Source organism: Stenotrophomonas chelatiphaga, assembly GCF_032054965.1.
Classification (GTDB): domain Bacteria; phylum Pseudomonadota; class Gammaproteobacteria; order Xanthomonadales; family Xanthomonadaceae; genus Stenotrophomonas; species Stenotrophomonas chelatiphaga.
This window is the reverse complement of record NZ_DAMBRS010000009.1, coordinates 1-18,122: the sequence shown is the minus strand read 5'-3', so window position 1 is coordinate 18,122 and position 18,122 is coordinate 1. Positions and strand designations below refer to the sequence as shown.

11 protein-coding genes are annotated in these 18,122 nt (G+C 66.2%); 4 read left to right on the top strand and 7 right to left on the bottom strand.

Annotated elements, in window-relative coordinates; genetic code table 11:
• The first annotated feature begins 277 nt into the window (after nt 1-277).
• The 3 genes from RTX79_RS12115 to RTX79_RS12105 all read left to right on the top strand — a co-directional run bounded on the left by RTX79_RS12115 (nt 278) and on the right by RTX79_RS12105 (nt 7,553).
• Complete coding sequence (locus RTX79_RS12115; RefSeq protein ID WP_312683973.1) at nt 278-3,079, top strand: TonB-dependent receptor domain-containing protein; 2,802 nt, start codon at nt 278-280, stop codon at nt 3,077-3,079.
• 192 nt (nt 3,080-3,271) lie between these two features.
• Entirely contained in the window at nt 3,272-5,377 is a 2,106-nt protein-coding gene (locus RTX79_RS12110) for a M13 family metallopeptidase (RefSeq protein WP_312683971.1), read from the top strand.
• Nucleotides 5,378-5,546: 169 nt separating this feature from the next.
• On the top strand, nt 5,547-7,553 hold the full coding sequence (locus RTX79_RS12105) for a M13 family metallopeptidase (protein ID WP_312683969.1): 2,007 nt from the start codon (nt 5,547-5,549) through the stop codon (nt 7,551-7,553).
• Nucleotides 7,554-7,629: 76 nt separating this feature from the next.
• On the opposite strand, the gene RTX79_RS12100 is transcribed toward RTX79_RS12105, so the two are convergent.
• Both RTX79_RS12100 and RTX79_RS12095 read right to left on the bottom strand, forming a co-directional pair.
• The gene (locus tag RTX79_RS12100; RefSeq protein ID WP_312683968.1) at nt 7,630-10,653 is read right to left on the bottom strand and encodes a TonB-dependent receptor; all 3,024 of its coding nucleotides are present in this window, start codon (nt 10,651-10,653) and stop codon (nt 7,630-7,632) included.
• 191 nt (nt 10,654-10,844) lie between these two features.
• Entirely contained in the window at nt 10,845-12,524 is a 1,680-nt protein-coding gene (locus RTX79_RS12095; RefSeq protein WP_312683967.1) for an SDR family oxidoreductase, read from the bottom strand.
• A 121-nt stretch (nt 12,525-12,645) separates the two neighbouring features.
• Here RTX79_RS12095 and RTX79_RS12090 point away from each other — a divergent pair, with 121 nt between their 5' ends.
• Nucleotides 12,646-13,131 carry a VOC family protein gene (locus tag RTX79_RS12090; RefSeq protein WP_312683965.1) on the top strand — a complete coding sequence of 162 codons (486 nt, stop codon included), beginning with the start codon at nt 12,646-12,648 and terminating at the stop codon, nt 13,129-13,131.
• A gap of 69 nt (nt 13,132-13,200) precedes the next feature.
• On the opposite strand, the gene RTX79_RS12085 is transcribed toward RTX79_RS12090, so the two are convergent.
• From RTX79_RS12085 to RTX79_RS12065, 5 genes are all read right to left on the bottom strand, one after another.
• On the bottom strand, nt 13,201-13,872 hold the full coding sequence (locus tag RTX79_RS12085; protein WP_057687273.1) for a rhomboid family intramembrane serine protease: 672 nt from the start codon (nt 13,870-13,872) through the stop codon (nt 13,201-13,203).
• Between the two features lie 91 nt (nt 13,873-13,963).
• Nucleotides 13,964-14,392 (bottom strand): MGMT family protein, encoded by a 429-nt coding sequence (locus RTX79_RS12080; RefSeq protein ID WP_428696001.1) that lies wholly within the window; start codon nt 14,390-14,392, stop codon nt 13,964-13,966.
• Nucleotides 14,299-15,216: a DMT family transporter gene (locus RTX79_RS12075; protein WP_312683961.1), complete on the bottom strand. Its 918-nt coding sequence runs from the start codon at nt 15,214-15,216 to the stop codon at nt 14,299-14,301. The genes RTX79_RS12080 and RTX79_RS12075 overlap by 94 nt, the downstream gene beginning before the upstream one ends.
• A gap of 70 nt (nt 15,217-15,286) precedes the next feature.
• Nucleotides 15,287-16,654 carry a glutathione-disulfide reductase gene (gene gorA, locus RTX79_RS12070; protein WP_057687275.1) on the bottom strand — a complete coding sequence of 456 codons (1,368 nt, stop codon included), beginning with the start codon at nt 16,652-16,654 and terminating at the stop codon, nt 15,287-15,289.
• A gap of 87 nt (nt 16,655-16,741) precedes the next feature.
• Nucleotides 16,742-17,998 carry a DUF418 domain-containing protein gene (locus RTX79_RS12065; RefSeq protein ID WP_312683960.1) on the bottom strand — a complete coding sequence of 419 codons (1,257 nt, stop codon included), beginning with the start codon at nt 17,996-17,998 and terminating at the stop codon, nt 16,742-16,744.
• Nucleotides 17,999-18,122: the final 124 nt, after the last annotated feature.

Sequence of the window (18,122 nt, the reverse complement as noted above, 5' to 3'; positions counted from 1 at the left end):
CGCCGCATGTCGAAGGTCGGCAGCGCCTCGCCCATACCAGAAAAATTCAGCGACAGCTCATGCACCGTATATGAAATATTTTTCATAATCCCTGAGCGCGTTGCAGTGCAAGGCCTGAAAGATGCCGCGCCGTGGGCCTTGCGGCCAAAGACACCGCGGATTGCGGAAACGCCGTTAATGCCATGTTACGTTTCGATGACGTCGTTCAGGACTGAACCGGCGATGAAGCGTCACGGATGACAGCGCCAGCCTTTCAGCCACAGCTCGGGACCCCCACATGCCTCAGCGTCGCACGCCTCTGCGTCACCCGCTCGCCATCGCACTGTTCAGCAGCCTGGTCGCCGCGTCGCCGGCCATCGCCCAGGACGCCGCTACCACCAGCCTGGACCGCGTGACCGTCACCGGCTCGCTGATTCCACAGACGGACATCGAGACCCATACGCCGGTGCTCACCGTCACCGCCGAAGACATACAGACCCGCGGCTTCACCAGCGTGGCCGACGTCCTGCAGCAGTCCTCCCTTTCAACCGGCGGCCTGCAGGGCGGCCAGACCTCGGCCTCGTTCACCCAGGGTGCCGAAGCAGCCGGCATGTTCGGCCTCAGCCCGGGCTATACCAAATACCTGATCAACGGCCGCCCGATGCTGTCCTACCCGGCGCTGTACAACGGCAGCGATTCGTTCAACAACATCAGCGGCATCCCGATCGACATCGTCGAGCGCATCGAAATCCTGCCGGGCGGCCAGTCCTCGCTGTATGGTTCGGACGCGATCGCAGGCGTGGTCAACATCATTCTCAAGGAACGCCTGGAAGGCGGCTCGCTCAGCGTGCGCGGCGGTGCCTACAGCGAAGGCGGCGGCAGCAACATCCGCTTCAGCGTCGCCCAGGGCTTCAACGCGCTGGATGACCGGCTCAACGTGCTGGTCAACGCTCAATACGAAAAGACCAACCCGATCTGGGGTTACCAGCGTGACCTGACCAAGGTCAACAACCCGGACGGCTACAGCCCGCAGTATGTTTCCAACGATTTCCTGGTACTGCAGCCGGCCAACAGCAACCGCTACGCGATGATGGATCCGAACCTGTGCGCCAACGTGGCCGGTCAGTTCGGCGGCACCACCGTGCTGGGCACCCGCCCGACCGGCCAGGCCTGCGGTTCGGTCTACGGCACCGGCTTCAAGACCATCAAGAACGGCAAGGAGAGCAGCCAGGTCTATAGTTCATTCACCTTCGATGTGAACGACAATGTCCAGCTGTTCGGTGATGCGCTGGTCAACCTGGAAGAAGTGCAGTACGCCACCGGCTCGAACTACACCTGGTGGGGCACCTCATCCGGCTGGGGCCGCTTCTATGACCAGGACAGCGGGCAGTACCTCAACCTGCAGCGCGTGTTCGCACCGGAAGACATCGGGCCGAACGGCTACAAGGACATCCTCAACACTGATCGCAACAAGGCCTACCAAGTCACCCTCGGTGGACGAGGAAGCGCAGGCAACTGGGACTACAGCGCCAGCTTCAGCCGTGGCGAGTACAAGCTCACCGAACGCAGTTTCGTTCGTTGGGCCGATCCTATCGACAGCTACTTCCAAGAGCGCGTACTGGGCCCGGAGCTGGGTACCACGTCAACCGGTTACAGCATCTACAGTCCCAACTGGGAAGCGTTCTACGCGCCCCTGCCGGCCGGCGATTTCCAGAGCTTCACCGGCTACGCCTACAGCGAAAGCCGGACGTGGCAGAACCTCGGCCGGGTGCAGCTGACCAATGCCTCGCTGTTCTCGCTGCCCGGCGGCGATGCCGGCTTTGCGGTGGTGGCCGAGGCCGGCAGCGAAGGCTGGGATTACACCCCCGACCCAGGCCTGATGGATGGCAGCGTGTGGGGCACCACGGCGGTTTCCGGCGCCGGCCATCGCAGCAACTATGCACTCACCAGTGAACTACGCCTGCCTCTTCTGAATTCGCTGACCGTTACCGGTTCGGGCCGCTATGATGCGTTCAAGATCCAGGACAGCACCGTGGACAAGGCCACCTACAGCATCGGCGTGGAGTTCCGACCGATCGACAGCCTGCTCTTCCGCGGCAAGTACGGCACGGCTTTCCGCGCGCCCACCCTGGCCGATGCCTTCCAGGGCCGCAGCGGCTACTACGCCAACGGCTCAACCGACTACTACCGCTGCGGCCAACTGGGATACGACCCATCCGAAACCACCGGCTGCCCGTATGACAGCGTGTCGGTTTTCGGCGTGCAGTCCGGCAACCCGGACCTGGAACCTATTACCGCCGATGTATGGAATGCCGGCGTGGTCTGGGCACCGCTGAACAACCTGTCCTTCTCGGTGGATTACTACAACTGGAAGATCGAGAACGAGGTCAACACGCTCAGTTCGGACCAACTGCTGCTCGCCGAGTACTACTGCCGCGGCGGCCAGGCCAACAACACTTCGGCCAGCTGCCAGAACGTGGCCGACTGGATCACCCGCGATGCATCGGGCGTGCTAGATGAGATCTACACGCCGAAGTTGAACGTGGCCAGGCAGAACCTGCAGGCATTGACGGCCAGCTTCAAGTACGTGCAGGACCTGGGACGCTTCGGCTCGCTGCAGTTCGCCGGCAACTACACCAACATGCTGGAACGGGAACTGCAGCCGCAGCCGGGTGACGACTACCTGGACCTGCTGCGGGACCCGTACGCCATGTGGGTCTACGACTCCTATGCGAAGGTTCGCGCCGATGGTTCGGTGGGCTGGGCCAAGGGGAACTGGACCACGACTGTCTATGCCAACTACATCGGCCGGACGCCGAACTACATGGCCTACCTGGGCAACGGTTACGACTACGTGCACTCTTCCGGTTACAAGGCAGGCAAGTGGGGTTCGTACACCACCTACAACCTGAGCGTGAACTACCGTGCGCTGGAAAATCTCACGCTGTCGCTGATGGTCAACAACGTGTTCAACAAGATGCCGGACAACCAGCGATACAGCTATGCCGGCACCAGCGGCCAGCCGTATAACAACTATCTATACAACGCCTACGGCCGTGCGATCTACGTGCAGGCCAAGTACGAGTTCGGCGCACCGTAAAAGCGCCGGTGGCTGCTGCGGGCCCGGCTCACGCCGGGCCCGTTTTCCATTGTGCCGAGCCTGTCCACCGAATGCCTCTTGCGCGCCGGCATGACCTTCGACACCCTTGCAGGCTTGGCCGGAGGCGTATCGTCCGGCCTATGGCCCTCTGGGGCCTTTCCCAGACATCACGCGGCCTGGAGGCCAAACAAAGTGACCCGTACTCCCAAGATCGTCCTGCTGACCCTGGCCGTTTCGGCCGCGCTGGTCGGCTGCGGCAAGAGCGAAACCCCGGCCAAGGAAGGCGCCGCCTCCACCCCGGCCGCGGCCGCAGAAGCCCACACCTACACCCTGGACCAGGCCAAGCTGCCGGCGTACAACGCCTTCCAGCCCAGCGACCTGGACACCACGCTGGATGCGTGCAACGCCTTCGGCGACTACGTCAACAGCAAGTGGCTGGCCGCCAATGAAATCCCGGCCGACCGCACCAGCTGGGGCGCCTTCACCATCCTCGACGAGCGTTCGGTCGCCGCCCAGCACCAGCTGGCCGAGCAGGTCGCGCAGGTCAAGAACCCGAACCACATCGAAAAGGTGGTCGGTGACCTGTGGGCCACCGGCATGGACGAGGCCAAGATCAATGCCCAGGGCATCGAGCCGCTGAAGGCTGACCTGGCCGCCATCGACGCGCTGGCCGACAAGGCCGCCATCGCCGCCTACCTGCGCGACACCGCCGCCAAGGGTGAAAACCTGCTGTTCGGCTTCGGCGCCGAAGCGGACTTCAAGAACTCCGCGGTGAACATGGCCTACGCCAGCCAGGGCGGCCTGGGCCTGCCGGACAAGACCTTCTACACCGACGCCGCCAAGGCCGACAAGCTGCAGGCCTACCAGGCCCACGTCGCCAAGGTGCTGGAGCTGGCCGGCGTGCCGGCCGCCGATGCCGCCACCCAGGCCGCCGAGGTGATCAAGTTCGAAACCCGCCTGGCCAAGGCCTCCAAGTCCAGCGTCGAACTGTCGCGCGACGTCTCGCTGTACTACCACCCGGTCACCCTGGCCGAAGCCGATACCCTGACCCCGAACTTCAGCTGGACCGAGTTCTTCAAGAGCCAGGGCGTGGCCGCGCCGGAGAAATTCTCGCTGGCCATCCCCGCCTTCCATGAAGAAGTCAGCAAGGCGCTGGGCGATACCGATCCGGCCGTGTGGCGCGCCTACCTGCGCTTCCACACCGTGGACAGCGCTTCGCCGTACCTGAGCGATGCCTTCGCCAACGAAAACTATGCCTTCTACGGCAAGACCCTCAACGGCCAGAAGGAACAGAAGCCGCGCTGGAAGCGCGTGCTGGGAACCATCGAAAACGGCGCCGGCGAAGCCTTCGGCCAGCTGTACGTCAAGGTCGCCTTCTCGCCGGAAGCCAAGGCGAAGATGGAAACGCTGGTGAAGAACCTCGCCGATTCGCTCAAGGAGCGTATCCAGGGCCTGGCGTGGATGAGCGATGAGACCAAGGCCAAGGCCATCGCCAAGTGGGAAACCTTCACCCCGAAGATCGGCTACCCGGACAAGTGGCGCGACTGGTCGGGCCTGGAAACCGGCCGTGACAGCTTCCTCGGCAACGTCCGCGCCGCCAACGCCTTCAACTACAAGTTCAACCTGGCCAAGGTCGGCCAGCCGGTGGACAAGACCGAGTGGGGCATGACCCCGCAGACCGTCAACGCCTACTACAACCCGCTGCAGAACGAGATCGTGTTCCCGGCCGCCATCCTGCAGCCGCCGTTCTTCGATCCCAACGCCGACGACGCGCTGAACTACGGCGGCATCGGTGCGGTGATCGGCCACGAAATGACCCACGGTTACGATGACCAGGGCAGCCGTTTCGGCCCGACCGGCAACTTCGAAAACTGGTGGACCGAAGCGGACAGCAAGAACTTCTCCGGCCTGACCGGCAAGCTGGTCAAGCAGTTCGACGAGTACAAGGTGGATGGCCAGGCCGTGAACGGCAGCCTGACCCTGGGCGAGAACATCGCCGACCTGGGCGGCCTGGCAACCGCCTACGATGCGCTGCAGAAGGCATCGGCCGGCAAGGAAGACCCGAAGGTCGATGGCTTCACCCGCGACCAGCGCTTCTTCTTCAACTGGGCCACCGTGTGGCGCACCAAGTACACCCCGGAAAACGCCAAGGTCCGCCTGGCCACCGATCCGCACGCACCGGCGCAGTTCCGCGCGATGGGCGCGCCGTCCAACCTGCCGAGCTTCGCCGCCGCGTTCCAGTGCAAGGCCGGCTCGCCGATGTCGCGCGCTGGCGATGCCAAGGTCGTGATCTGGTAAGCCACGGCTGACGCCGCGTTGAAAGCAAGGCCCGGGGAAACCCGGGCCTTTTTCGTTGGCGCTGGCGGGCCCGGGGAGGATCGGCGCCGGCGTGCACGCCGTGCATGCCGTGCACATCTCCGGCTTGCTATAGTTCGCCCGCCCTTAATCCATCATGGATTTGCTCTACATGCCCAATCTTCGTCCGCTTGCCATCTCCCTGGGCGTCAGCCTGGCCATGCTGGTTCCCGCCCACGATGCGCTCGCCGCCAAGAAGAAGGCTGCACGTGCGCCGGCCGTCAGCGCGCAGTGCACCGATTTCCACGACGCCACCAACGCCGCCTGGCTGAAGGCCAACCCGGTGCCGCAGACCGGCGCCACCACCGCGCTGGGCCAGCTGGTCGAGCGCAGCCGACTGCAGCAGCGCGCGCTGCTGGACGGCGCCATGGCCAGCCCGCAGGGCAATGTGCAGAAGCTGCTTGGCGACTTCTGGGCCAGCGGCCTGGACGAAGCAGCAGTGGAAGCCGATGGCTCCAACCCGATCGCCCCGCTGCTGACCCGCATCAACGCCATCAAGCGCGCCAAGGATGTACCCGCATCGATCGCCGCCCTGCACCAGGTCGGCATCCCGGTGGCCTTCAACTTCAGCCCGGACGTGGACCTGAAGGCGCTGGACCGCCACATCGGCTACTTCATGCAGGGCGGCATGGGCCTGCCGGACCCGGCCTTCTACACCCGCACCGACGCCGACACGGTCGCGGTGATGGGCCGCTACCGCGCCTACGTAAAGCAGATCCTGGCGCTGACCGGCACCGCGGCTGACAAGCTGGATGCCGAAGTCGCTGCGGTGATCGCGCTGGAAACCGAGCTGGCGCGCAGCGCGCAGTCGCTGGCCGACCTCAACAACCCGTTCCGCAACTACGCCCCGATCTCCACCCGCGACCTCAACGGCCGCTACAAGAACCTGCAGCTGGACGCCTTCCTGAAGGCGCAGGGCGTCAACGACGACCTGGTGTCGCTGTCCGACGAAGCGCTGTTCCAGGCGCTGGACGGCATGGTCACCCGGATCAAGCCGGACCAGTGGAAGGCCTACCTGCGCTGGCGCGTGGGTGATGCGATGGCGCCTTACCTGTCCAAGGCCTACCGCGATGCCGAGTTCGAATTCCGCGGCCGCGTGCTGCGCGCGCAGACCCTGCCCGCCCCGCGCTGGGAGCAGGTGCTGGATGCGATCAACGTCGCTGCCGGTCCGATGCTGGGCCGCGAATACGCTGCCAAGCACCTGAGCGCCGAAGATCGCCGCCAGGCCGCGTGGATCATCGACAAGCTGCGCGAAACGCAGATCGAGGCAGTCAAGCGCAGCACCTGGCTGAGCGCCGAGGCCAAGGCCGAAGCGGAAGCCAAGCTGGGCGCGCTGAAGATCGAGATCGGCACTCCCCTGCGCGACCTGGATTACAGCGTGCAGCCGATGGGCCGTGGCAGCTTCGGCGGCAACATGCTGATCGCTTCCACCTGGCGCCACCGCGAAGAAATGAAGCGCATCGGCCGTGGCAACGCGGACCGTCGCTGGGACGTGCTGCCGCAGCAGCCGTCGCTGGCGTATGACCTGGCGCAGAACCGCCTGATCGTCACCGCCGCCGCCCTGCAGGACCCGATCTTCAACGCCCAGTCCAGCGCGGCCCACAAGTTCGGCAGCTACGGCGCGCTGGTCGGCCATGAACTGACCCGTGCGATCGATGCCAAGGGCGCGCTGATCGACGCGCGTGGCGAACTGCGCAGCTGGTGGACCCCGGCCGACAAGACGGCCTGGACCCTGCTCGGCACGCGCATGGCCACCCAGTACAGCGCCTACGATTTCCCCGGCGTGAAGGGTGCCAAGGTCAACGGCGCGCTCACCGCGGACAACAACCTGGCCGACCTGGCCGGGCTGGAACTGGCCTGGGACGCTTACCGCGCCGTCGAAGCCAACGCCAAGCCGGCCGACCAGCAGGGCTTCTTCACCGCCTGGGCCGCCCTGTGGCCGCAGCAGCTGTCGCCGAACGAGGCGGCCGCACGTGCCAGCATGGATATCGAAGCGCCGGGCAAGTGGCGTACCAATGGCCCGCTGGCCAACCTGCCGGCCTTCGGCGCCAGCTTCACCTGCAAGCCGGGCCAGCCGATGCAGCGTACCGACGCCGAACAGATCCGCGTCTGGCGTTGAGTTGCCTGCTTCTGCAGCAGCAAAAAAGGGCGCCCGCAGGGGCGCCCTTTTTCGTGGCCGATGCAGCGCCAGGGTGTCAGAAGTCGTACGAGGCGGTCAGCCGGACCGAGCGCGGTGCGGTGAAATAGGTGCCGACGCCGTAGATGTTGGACACGGTGTAGGGGCCCTTTTGATACCTGGCTTCGGACTGCAGCGCGCGGCGCTGGTTGAGCACGTTGAACACATCCAGCCCGAACGCGAGCTGCTTCTGCGCGAACGCGGGGCGATACAGCACGCCGAGGTCGAGGCGGGTAGTCCACGGCTGGCGACCGGCATCGCCAGGACGCGACGGGCTGCCATTGCAGTAGTGATACGACGACTTGTAGTTGCTCGGATCACTCTCGTCAGCCCCGTAGAACCCCAGGCAGGTCTTCGGTGCACCGGACATCACCCGCAGCGTGGCCGATGCCGTCCATTCGTCGGTGAACTGGTAGGCGCCGTAGCCCTTCAACTGATGGCGGCGGTCGTTGGCGAGGTAGCCACCGGCGTATTCCATCAGGTACGACGAATCCCAGTCCTGGGTCTTGGACACATCCGTCTGGCCCAGGTCCGACTTCACCTGGCCTTCGGTGTTGCCGAAGTTGCGCGACCAGGTGTAGTCCACGCGGCCGTACCAGTTGTTGCGCATCGGGTGCTCGACGAACAGATCAACCGCCACGTAGTCACGCTTGGCCTTCTGCCCGCCCAGTCCCCAATCGGCACCGCTCATGCTCACCGGGACGTAGCCCGACCCGTCGCGCTTCTTCACCAGGAAGGTATTGGTCTTGCCCGGATTGAAGATCACGCAGCCGGGGAGATCCAGTGCGCTGGAATCCACGCCCATCGCGTCCAGCTTGTCGCTGATGCGGCCCGCATCGCAGGTGTCGTCGATCGCGGTCTGCAGACGACGGTAGGTCGCCTTGGCACCGCTGTTCCAGGAATCGCCGAGGGTCTTCTCGAAGCCCAGGATCAGCTCGTCCTGGAACTGCGACTTCAGGTCCGAAGGCGCCACGCTGCGCGGGTCCGGCGTCTGCCCATATTCATTGTTCGACGATACCGGGCCCGGCCCCAGCGCGGTCAGGCCGGTCGGGTTGCCGTTGGCATCGATGCCGCTGTAGGTGAAATATTCCCGGGTATAGGTCGATGCCGATGCACCGCGGATGGCCACGCTGTTGGGCAGCGCCAGGTAGTAGCGCCCCAGGTTGGCGAAGAACTTCAGCGAAGAATCGCCGAACACATCCCACGCCGCGCCCAGCCGCGGGGCCCACTGGTCACCACTTTCCACATAAGCGGCACCGGCGCTGTTGTAGTTGGTGAACTTGTCATTGCGCAGGCCCAGCGTCAGCAGCCAGTCCGGCGTCACCTGCCAGCGGTCTTCCAGGTAATACGCTTTCTGCTGCAGTGACATGCTGGTGGTGGTGGAGAAGATGTACTTCTGCACGAAGTAACCGTCACCACCGGGCGGGGTGATGCCGAAGCCCGGCGCAGGCGAAGAGCCCGGGGCGATGCGCGAATAGATCCAGGCATGGCCCGGCCCGGTCATGGCCTGGCCTTCGTTGCTGGCGTTGAACGTCATGTTGTCGATGCCGGCGGTGAGCTCGTGCTCCCCGATGCGGTACTGCAGGTCCACGCGCAGGCCGCGTGTACTGCTGCCCGCATTGGATGCCTTGTCATTGATCGCAACCTGGTCGTTGCGGATCGGCCTGCCGCCGGTGATCGCGGGATCCTGGTTGTTGGCACCGCTGATGAACGGGTTGGACGAATCCAGCGGGTTCGCGTCCAGATTGCGCTGCCTGCTGCGCCCCCACAGCGCACTCAGCGTCAGGTCATCGCTGAGGTAGCTGGTGAACTTGAAGATGTCGTAGTTGTCTTTCAGCTTGGTGGTGTTGGCGAACGTGCCGGTGCGTTCGCCCTCGCTGCGGGTCGCGTAGTCGTAGCTGCGGTGGTAGGCGTCGTAGCGATCCGTGTTCTGGATGCGGGTGTACTCCAGCGTGTTGCTGTCGTTGATGTTCCAGTCGATCTTGCCGTAGAACTTCGGCGCATTGATGGTGTAATGGCGCTTCACCTGCTGTGCCGATTCGATGCTGTGGGTCAAAACGCCGCTGGACTTGTCGACCTCGCCAGCCACGTGCACGAACAGCCGGTCCTCGATCAGCGGGCCGCTGACGTAGCCGCTGTAGGTGGTGCGGTCGGCGCCATCGCCCCGCCGCGAACGGTACAGCGAACCGGGAAGGGTCGGATCCTCCAGTTCGTACCCCGCCGGCAGGGCACGGTCCGGGTAGAGGATGTCGCGCGGCGATTCGACCAGCGCTGCCGGTTGCCAGGTGGTCTGCACCCCGAAGCGCCACTGGTTGGTGCCGCGCTTGCCGAGCTGGTTGATCACCCCGCCGGTGGAGCGTCCGTAACTGGCACCGTAGCCGCCGGTGAAGGTTTCCTGCTGGTCGATCGACCCGTAGGGCAGGCTCACGCCACCGAGGTTGTTCAGTGGATTGGTGGCGTTGAATCCGTTGAGGTAGTACGCGTTTTCGGTGACGCTGGCGCCGCCGAAGGACAGCGACGAACGCGAGCCGTTGAGGAACGCCCCGCTGCCGGCGACCACGCCCGGCGCCAGCAGCGCGATCGCTTCGGCACTGCGGCCCAGCGGCAGCACATCCAGCTGTTCGGAGGTGATCACCGAGCGCGAAACGGTGTTGGTGACATCGATCTTCGGCAGCTGGGCTGCCGTCACGGTCACGGTTTCCAGCGTGGTGGCCGCCGCTTCAGCGAAGGAAACATCGGTACCGGCGCCGACCTTCAGCTGCACGTTGTCGCGCTGCTGCACCACTTTGCCATCGCGCTGCAGGGTCACCGTGTACTTGCCGACCGGCAGTGAACCGAGTGAGTAGCGGCCGTTGGCATTCACCTCCACGGTGCGCTTCAGGCCGCTGTCGCTCTCCACGATGATCGAGGCGCCCGCAGCGCCCGGTGCGCTGCCGTAGAGGGAGCCGGTGGTGCTCTGTGCGGAGGCCGCGCCGATGATCGAGATCAGGGCCACGACGATGCTGGTCCGCTTCAATGACGCGGCCCGCTTCATGCTGCTCATGCAAACTCCTTGTCCAAAGGGAAGCAGGCCGCGGGTCACCGCAGATCTGCGCCTCAAGTTGAACAAGCAGCTGAACGGCAAGCCTACAAAGAACGCGACATGACCGTGTTTCAGGGCCGATATCGCCGTGCACTGCCGTGATCAGCGCGGGTTTCGCACGAACAGCGCACGAATGAAAAACCGGCGCGATGTCATTCACGACCCTCGTCCTGGCCGTCCTGCGCGTCCAGCATCCCGCGGTAGGCCACGATCCGCCCCACCACCGGCGCGGCGATTTCCACGTCGAAGGCGAAGCGCCCGTCCACCTCGGTTTCGAAACTGTTGCCGCCCGGCAGCAGCCATCGCGGCAACGGCACGCCCCACACCGACCAGCGCCGCGGCAGCAACTGCAGCCGGCCGCCGTCCACCACCAGCGCCAGCGCGACGTCGATCACCCCGAAGCGCTCGACCAGCAGCGCCTCGTTGCGGCCCACGCCCGCGGTCTGCAGCGAAGAGAAGGTCCTGTCGGCGAAGCGCCGCGTCCAGCGCTCGCCGTCGGCCTCATCGGTGAACGCAACGACGACCGGCACCTGCTCGCCCGCCGCGGGAAACCCGAACACCGCTGCCAACAGCCGCGACAACACCCCGCTGCCCCGCTCCACCCGCGCGGTGCCATGCCAGCGCTTGGCTGCCGAAGGCGCGTGCAGCGCCTGCACGCTCGCCGGCAGCGTGGCATACGCGCTGCCCAGCACGCGCTGGTAAAGGCTGGCACCGGGCAGCTCCCGGCGGAAGCCGGTGTGGATGCTGCGCCCTTCAAACAGCGGCTCATAGTCCGCCAGCTCCAGCGCATGCGTGGCCGCCCGCGCACCCAGCGCAGGGCGCTGCCCCTGCAGCAGCTTGCGGATGATCGCCTCGATGGCCATCGACGGAATATAGGGACCATCATCGCCCTCGGCCAGCAGGTGCCAGCTCTGCAGGACCGCCACCCCATCGCGCCGTCCGGTGGCGCGCACGATCATGCCGCCACGGTGCTCGCCGAACTTCATCCGGTTCAACACCCGGTAGAACAGCGGAGACAGCGGTTGCAGCGAAGGCAGGCGCAGCTGGTGACGTGCCTTGGCCAGCAGGTTGAGCATCCGGTGCAGCACGTCGGGCACCGGTCCGGCGCCGATCCAGATATCGGTCATGGCGGGGTGTTCGGGCGGCAGCACCTGCAGGTCCGGCACCTCCACCAGCGAATAACGCAGGTTGCGCAGCGGCACCCTGCCCGGCACCGCTACGGTGAAACGGCGGCTCTCGGCCAGGCCGATGCCGTGTGCATCGTGACCATCGCGACGCAGCTTCACCGGTGCACCCGCATAGCCCACCACCGCGCGCATGACGTTCAGGCCGATGCCGGCGTAGGGCGACGGCGCAATGCCGGCTTCCACGCTGACGATGTCCATGCACTGGGCCATCTGCCGCAGCACGGCGGCGGTCAGCACCGGGAAACTGCTGACCCCGGACAACACGAACACCCCGGCCGCCCTGGCCTGCGCATCGTAGCGTCCGACGCCGGCAACGAAGTCCGCTGCATCGGCGAAGTCCAGGTAATCAGTGCCCGCCGCGATGCAGGCTTCGATGGCCGCGTAGCACTGCCCACCATAGGCCTGGAACGGTCCGGAGGCATCCACCACCAGGTCAGGGTGCTCCTGCTGCAGGGTGGGCGCCAGCGCGCGCCGATCCAGCTGCAGCGGCCGCACCCGTGCCTGGCCGACGAACGCGTGGCAGAAGGCCGTTGCCGCGGCCAGGTTGCGCCCCCCGATCAGCAGTTCCAGTGCGGGAAGGTCGGCCAGCAGCTGCGCCAGCCGCCCGCCGAACACACCGTAGCCCCCAAGGATGAGAATCTTCACCTGCGTTCCGTCCGTGTCCGCGTTGCCGACAGGGTAGCCTGCCGGCGCCCCGGTCGAGCACGATCCGGGATTAACATCGGCCGTGCTATCGCTGCACGCTCGTCCCTTCGGGAGCACCACCATGGTCCACAAGAACACGGTCTGCATCTGGTACGACAACGGCGCGCTGGACGCGGCCACCTTCTACGCGGAGACCTTCCCGGACAGCGAGGTGATCGCGGTCCACCACGCGCCCGGCGACTTTCCATCAGGCAGCCAGGGCGACGTGCTGACCGTGGAGTTCAGCGTCTGTGGGCTGCCCTGCGTCGGCCTCAATGGGGGCCCCGCCTTCCGGCAGACCGAAGCGTTCTCGCTGCAGGTTTCCACCGAAGACCAGGCCGAGACCGACCGGCTGTGGAATGCCATCGTCGGCAACGGCGGCCAGGAAAGCGCATGCGGCTGGTGCAAGGACCGCTGGGGCGTGTCCTGGCAGATCACCCCGCGCATCCTGCTCGAAGCGGTGACCAGTACGGACAAGGCGCTGGCCAAGCGTGCCTTCGACGCCATGATGACCATGCACAAGATCGACATCGCCACCATCGAGGCCGCCATCGGCCAGCCCCGGTAGTGACGGCCGCTGGCCGTCAACCCGATCATCCCGCACGTGACGGCCAGCGGCCGTCACTACCCGCGCGTCTTACTTGATCGAGCGCAGGTGGTTCGGCCGCTTCGGCGGGCCCGGTGGGCGCGGCTTGAACGGCGGCTGGCCGCGCCAGTAGCGGATCAGCAGCCACCCGAACAACATGCCGCCCAGGTGCGCGAAGTGGGCCACGCCCGGCTGCCAGCCGGTGGCGCCCAGTACAAGTTCACCCACACCGAACAGGATCACGAAGGTGCGTGCCTTCATCGGGATCGGCGGGAACAGCAGCATCACCCGCTGGTTCGGGAACAGCATGCCGTAGGCGAGCAACAGACCGAATACGCCGCCGGACGCACCCAGCACCGTGGCCGGATTCTCCATCAGGCTGCCCACCAGCAACTGGCACAGGCCGGCGCCTGCCACGCAGACCAGGTAGTAGATCAGGAAGCGCTTCTCGCCCCAGGTCTGCTCCAGCGGCGCACCGAACATGAAGACGGCGAGCATGTTGAAGAACAGATGGCCGAAACTGCCATGCAGGAAACCATAGGTCAGCAGCTGCCACGGCTGGAAATTGCCGCCGGGCGAAAAGGCATCGAAGCTGCCCTGCAGCGGTTGCAGCATGAACGGTGCGAAGGTCGCATCGCCCAGCAGGAACGGCTGCTGCAGCAGGAACAGGATCGCGTTGGCGATCAGCAACGCCTTGGTAACGGTGGGCAGTCGCGGAAGCATGGGGGCATCCTCTGGAACGGTCTCCATCATAACGGCAGCGCTTGTGGATGGCGCTGCCCTCGACGCCCACGCGTTCAGCCCGCCGGCGTGCTCAGCGCGGCCCCCAGATCTCCGCATCCAGCGCCTTGGCCGGATCCAGCGCCGGCATCCGCACACGTCCCCGTTCCACCACCACGCCTTCGGCGCGAAGGCGCTGGCTCTGCTCACGCCAACCGCGCGAACCTTCCGGCATGGCGATGCGTCCATCGGCACGCAGCACGCGGTGCCATGGCAGATCCGGGTCTTCGTTCATGCCCAGCACGCGCGCGGTCAGCCGCGCCCTGCCCGGCAGTCCGGCACGTGCGGCGACCTGCCCGTAGCCCATCACCTGCCCGGCCGGAATGGCACGGATCACCGCCAGGATGCGCTCGCGCGCCTGCTCCGGGGTCAGCGCCGCAGGCGGGTCACCAGCAGCACCCCGCACAGCACCAGCACGGTGCCGGCGATCTGCGCCGGGCCCATCGGTTCGTCGAGCAGCCATAGACTCATCACGATCGTGGAAACCGGTCCGAGCATACCGACCTGCGCGGCCAGCGACGAGCCGATGCGCTTGACCGCCAGCATGATGGCCATCACCGGCAGCACCGTGCAGACCGTCGCGTTGACCAGCGACAGCCACTGCACCGGTGCCGGCGCCTGCCACAGCAGCGGCCATGGATGGGTCAGGCCGAAATGCAGCAGCACCAGCACGCAGGCCACGCAGCTGGCCTGTGCGGTCAGCCGCACCGCGCCGATCCGCGCCACTACCTGGCCGCTGCCGAACAGATACAGCGCATAGCTGATCGCGCTGCCCAGCACCAGCAGGCTGCCGAGCACGATCCGCCCGCCTTCGCGCTGCAGGTCGTGACCGAATGCCACCAGCACGCCGGCATAGCTGAGCGCCAGCGCGGCCAGTTGCCAGCGGCCCGGGCGTTGTCGCGCCAGCAGTACGTTGATCAGCAGCACCAGGGTCGGGTTGAGGTACAGGATCAGCCGTTCCAGCGTCACGCTGATGTACTGCAAGCCCTGGAAATCCAGCCAGCTGGACAGGTAATAGCCGGTGAAACCCAGCCACAGGATGCGTGCGCGGTCAGCCCAGTCCAGCGATGCGGCGCGGCGTGACGACCACCAGGCCAGCATCAGGAACAACGGAAACGCCATCGCCATGCGCAGCGCCAGCAACGTGGTCGGATCCACGCCATGGCGCAGGCCGAGCTTGACGATGATCGCCTTGCCGGACGCTGCCACCGCGCCGATCGCGGCCAGCCCGATGCCCCCCAGCGCGATGCGGGCGGACGAGGTGGCGAGGGGCGAAGGAGCGCTCATGCAGCGCTCCATTATCGCATGGGTGCGTACCGTGCATTTCGTGGTGCCGACCTTGGCCGGCACCGCATGCTCAGCCGCGCATCAGCACGATTTCTTCCGACGAGGTGGGATGGATCGCCACGGTGTCGTCGAACTGCGCCTTGGTCGCGCCCATCTTCACCGCCACCGCGAATCCCTGCAGGATCTCGTCGGCCGCCTCGCCCAGCAGGTGCACGCCGACCACCCGTTCATCGGCGCCCACGCAGACCAGCTTGAACATGCTGCGCTGGGTCCCGTCGGCCAGCGCCTGCAGCATCGGCCTGAAATTACTGTGGTAAGTGCGCACATCGCCATGCTGGGCGCGTGCCTCCTCTTCACCCAGTCCAACCATGCCCAGCGGCGGATGCGAGAACACCACACTCGGCACGTTCGCGTAGTCCATCTTGGCGTCCGGCTTGCCGCCGAACAGCCGGTCCATCAGATGCCGCGCGGCGGCGATCGCCACCGGCGTCAGGCCCACCTTGCCGCCGATGTCACCCACCGCGTGGATGCTGGGCACGGAGGTGTCCTGCCACTCATCGACAATCACTTCGCCGCGCTCGCCCACGGCAACCCCGACCTGCTCCAGGCCGATATCCGACGAATTGCCGCGCCGGCCGATCGCGAAGAACACCGTATCGAACACGCTGTCCAGCGGACCATCATGGCCCAGCACGCGCACGCGCTGGCCATCATCGTCACGCTGCAGCTCGCGCAGGCGGTAGTTGAAGTGGATGCGCACGCCCTGGTGGCACAGGTTGTCGGCCAGCTGCGCGGCCAGTTCACCATCGAAGCGGTCCAGCAGCCGGCCACCCCGCACCAGCAGGGTCACCCGGCTGCCCAGCGCCTGCAGCAGCCCGGCCAGCTCCACCGCGATATAGCCGCCGCCGACGATGGCCACCTGCGCCGGTGCGTCGCACAGGTTGAAGAAATCATCCGAGACCAGGCCCAGTTCCGCACCGGGAATGTCCGGGCGCTGCGGATGCGCACCGGTGGCCAGCAGGATGTGTTCACCGCTGATGCGCACTCCGTCGCTGCACTCCACCGTGTGCGCATCCACCAGTCGCCCGCGGCGCGGCACGCGCACCACGCCGGTCTCGTCCAGGCGCTTGCGGTAGCTGACGTGGATGTTCTCGATATAGCCCTGGCGGTGCACCACCAGTTCCTTCCAGGACAGCGCCGGACGCAGCGGCACATCGAACCCCATCGCGCGTGCCAGCCCGATCCGTCCGGCCAGGTCGGCTGCCAGCCACATGGCTTTCTTCGGCACGCAGCCGACGTTGACACAGGTGCCGCCCAGCTCGCCGGGCTCCAGCATCGCCACCTTCCTGCCGTGCTGTGCCGCGCGGAAGGCAGCGGCCAGGCCGCCGGATCCGCCGCCGAGGACGATCAGGTCGTAGTCATGCGCAGTGCTTGTCATCGGGTTCGCTCGCGTCGTTGCGTCAACAGGTGGTACCAGCGCAAAGCATGCCATGAGCAGCCGCGCGCCAGACGTGACGATGCCGGATCAGGGCGTCTGCTGCGTGCGCCGCAGCGGCGGCCAGCGCAGGTAGGTCATCGCCCGCCACAGCCACTCCATCGGGCCATACCGGAAGCGTGCCAGCCACAGGTGGCTGATGCCCACCTGCAGCGCGAACAGGGCCACGGCGAACACCAGCTGCCACGCACGCGGCAGCTGTTCGAAAAAGCCCAGGCCATAGCCGAAGAACAGCCACGTACACAGCAGCGACTGCAGCAGGTAGTGGGTCAGCGCCATCCGCCCGGGGGCGGCCAGCCAGCCCAACGCGTGCCGCGCCTGCACGATCCAGCCGAGGTAGCCCAGGGCCATCAGCAGGCTGGCAACCGCCGCCATCGCATACGACAGGCCAGTCCGCACGGTGAACTCGCCGGGCGCCAGATAGGGATGCCACGCGGCACTGGCCAGCATCAGCACCACGCCCACGGGCATCGCGATCCAGCGCAGCCGCGCATACAAGGACGCAAAGCGCGCAGGGTCGGCCAACGCACCGCTGCGCGCGAACCAGGCACCGATCAGGAACATGCCGAAGATTTCCGGCCCTGTGATCAGGATCCCGCCGACCATGTGCCGCAGGTCGGCCAACCGCTGCACGTTGGCTTGTGCCCAGCTTCCCTGGCCATACGCCAGCCGCTGCGCTTCGATCACCTCCTGCGCCGCGCGCATGCTGCCCGCGCTGTCCAGCGGGCTGCCACCGCGCGCCGCCGCCCACACCAGCAGCGCGAACAGCAGGCTGAGCCCCACCGCGAAGGCATACACCAGCGCGCCCATCGCCGGCAGCATCGACACGGGCCAGCGCCGCGTGCCCAGCAACAGGAAGGACAGCAGCGCATACACCAGCAGGATATCGCCGGACCACACCAGCAGCGCGTGGCAGGCGCCGATCAGCAGCAGCGCCACGCTACGGCGCAGGTAGATCGGGGTGAAGTCCCGCCCGGCGCCCTGTGCACGCTGGGCCATCACCGCGAAGCCGGCGCCGAACAGCAATGAGAACAACAAGAAAAACTTGCCCTGCACCAACACATACACCAGCGCGTCGGCGAGGTAATCAATGCCGTTCCAGTGCGGATCCACGCCGGTGAACGACAGGTCCAGCGGGCCGGTGAACGCTTCGATGTTCATCAGCAGGATGCCGAAGAGGGCGGCGCCACGCAGGATGTCCATCACGGTGATGCGGTCGGCGGTGTTCAGCGGTTGCAGGGCGGGAGGTGCGCTGGTCACGGGGGATCCGGGGGTGCGGGGCGTCATTATGCGGTGGGGGTGGGTCGAACGGGTGTGACCCCCCTCGCGGGTGGCTTCTGTTTCTTTATCTGGTGGGGGGCCGGGCGGTGGGGCTGGTCGGGGGACGGCAGAAGCTGCATCCATGCGGGCC

Excerpts from the sequence above, each read along its gene's own strand:
- RTX79_RS12075 (WP_312683961.1), bottom strand. The coding sequence starts at position 15,216 with ATGAGCGCTCCTTCGCCCCTCGCCACCTCGTCCGCCCGCATCGCGCTG.
- RTX79_RS12085 (WP_057687273.1), bottom strand. The coding sequence starts at position 13,872 with ATGCTTCCGCGACTGCCCACCGTTACCAAGGCGTTGCTGATCGCCAAC.
- RTX79_RS12115 (WP_312683973.1), top strand. The coding sequence starts at position 278 with ATGCCTCAGCGTCGCACGCCTCTGCGTCACCCGCTCGCCATCGCACTG.
- RTX79_RS12100 (WP_312683968.1), bottom strand. The coding sequence starts at position 10,653 with ATGAGCAGCATGAAGCGGGCCGCGTCATTGAAGCGGACCAGCATCGTC.
- RTX79_RS12065 (WP_312683960.1), bottom strand. The coding sequence starts at position 17,998 with ATGACGCCCCGCACCCCCGGATCCCCCGTGACCAGCGCACCTCCCGCC.
- RTX79_RS12080 (WP_428696001.1), bottom strand. The coding sequence starts at position 14,392 with ATGGCTGCTCGACGAACCGATGGGCCCGGCGCAGATCGCCGGCACCGT.
- gorA (WP_057687275.1), bottom strand. The coding sequence starts at position 16,654 with ATGACAAGCACTGCGCATGACTACGACCTGATCGTCCTCGGCGGCGGA.
- RTX79_RS12090 (WP_312683965.1), top strand. The coding sequence starts at position 12,646 with ATGGTCCACAAGAACACGGTCTGCATCTGGTACGACAACGGCGCGCTG.
- RTX79_RS12105 (WP_312683969.1), top strand. The coding sequence starts at position 5,547 with ATGCCCAATCTTCGTCCGCTTGCCATCTCCCTGGGCGTCAGCCTGGCC.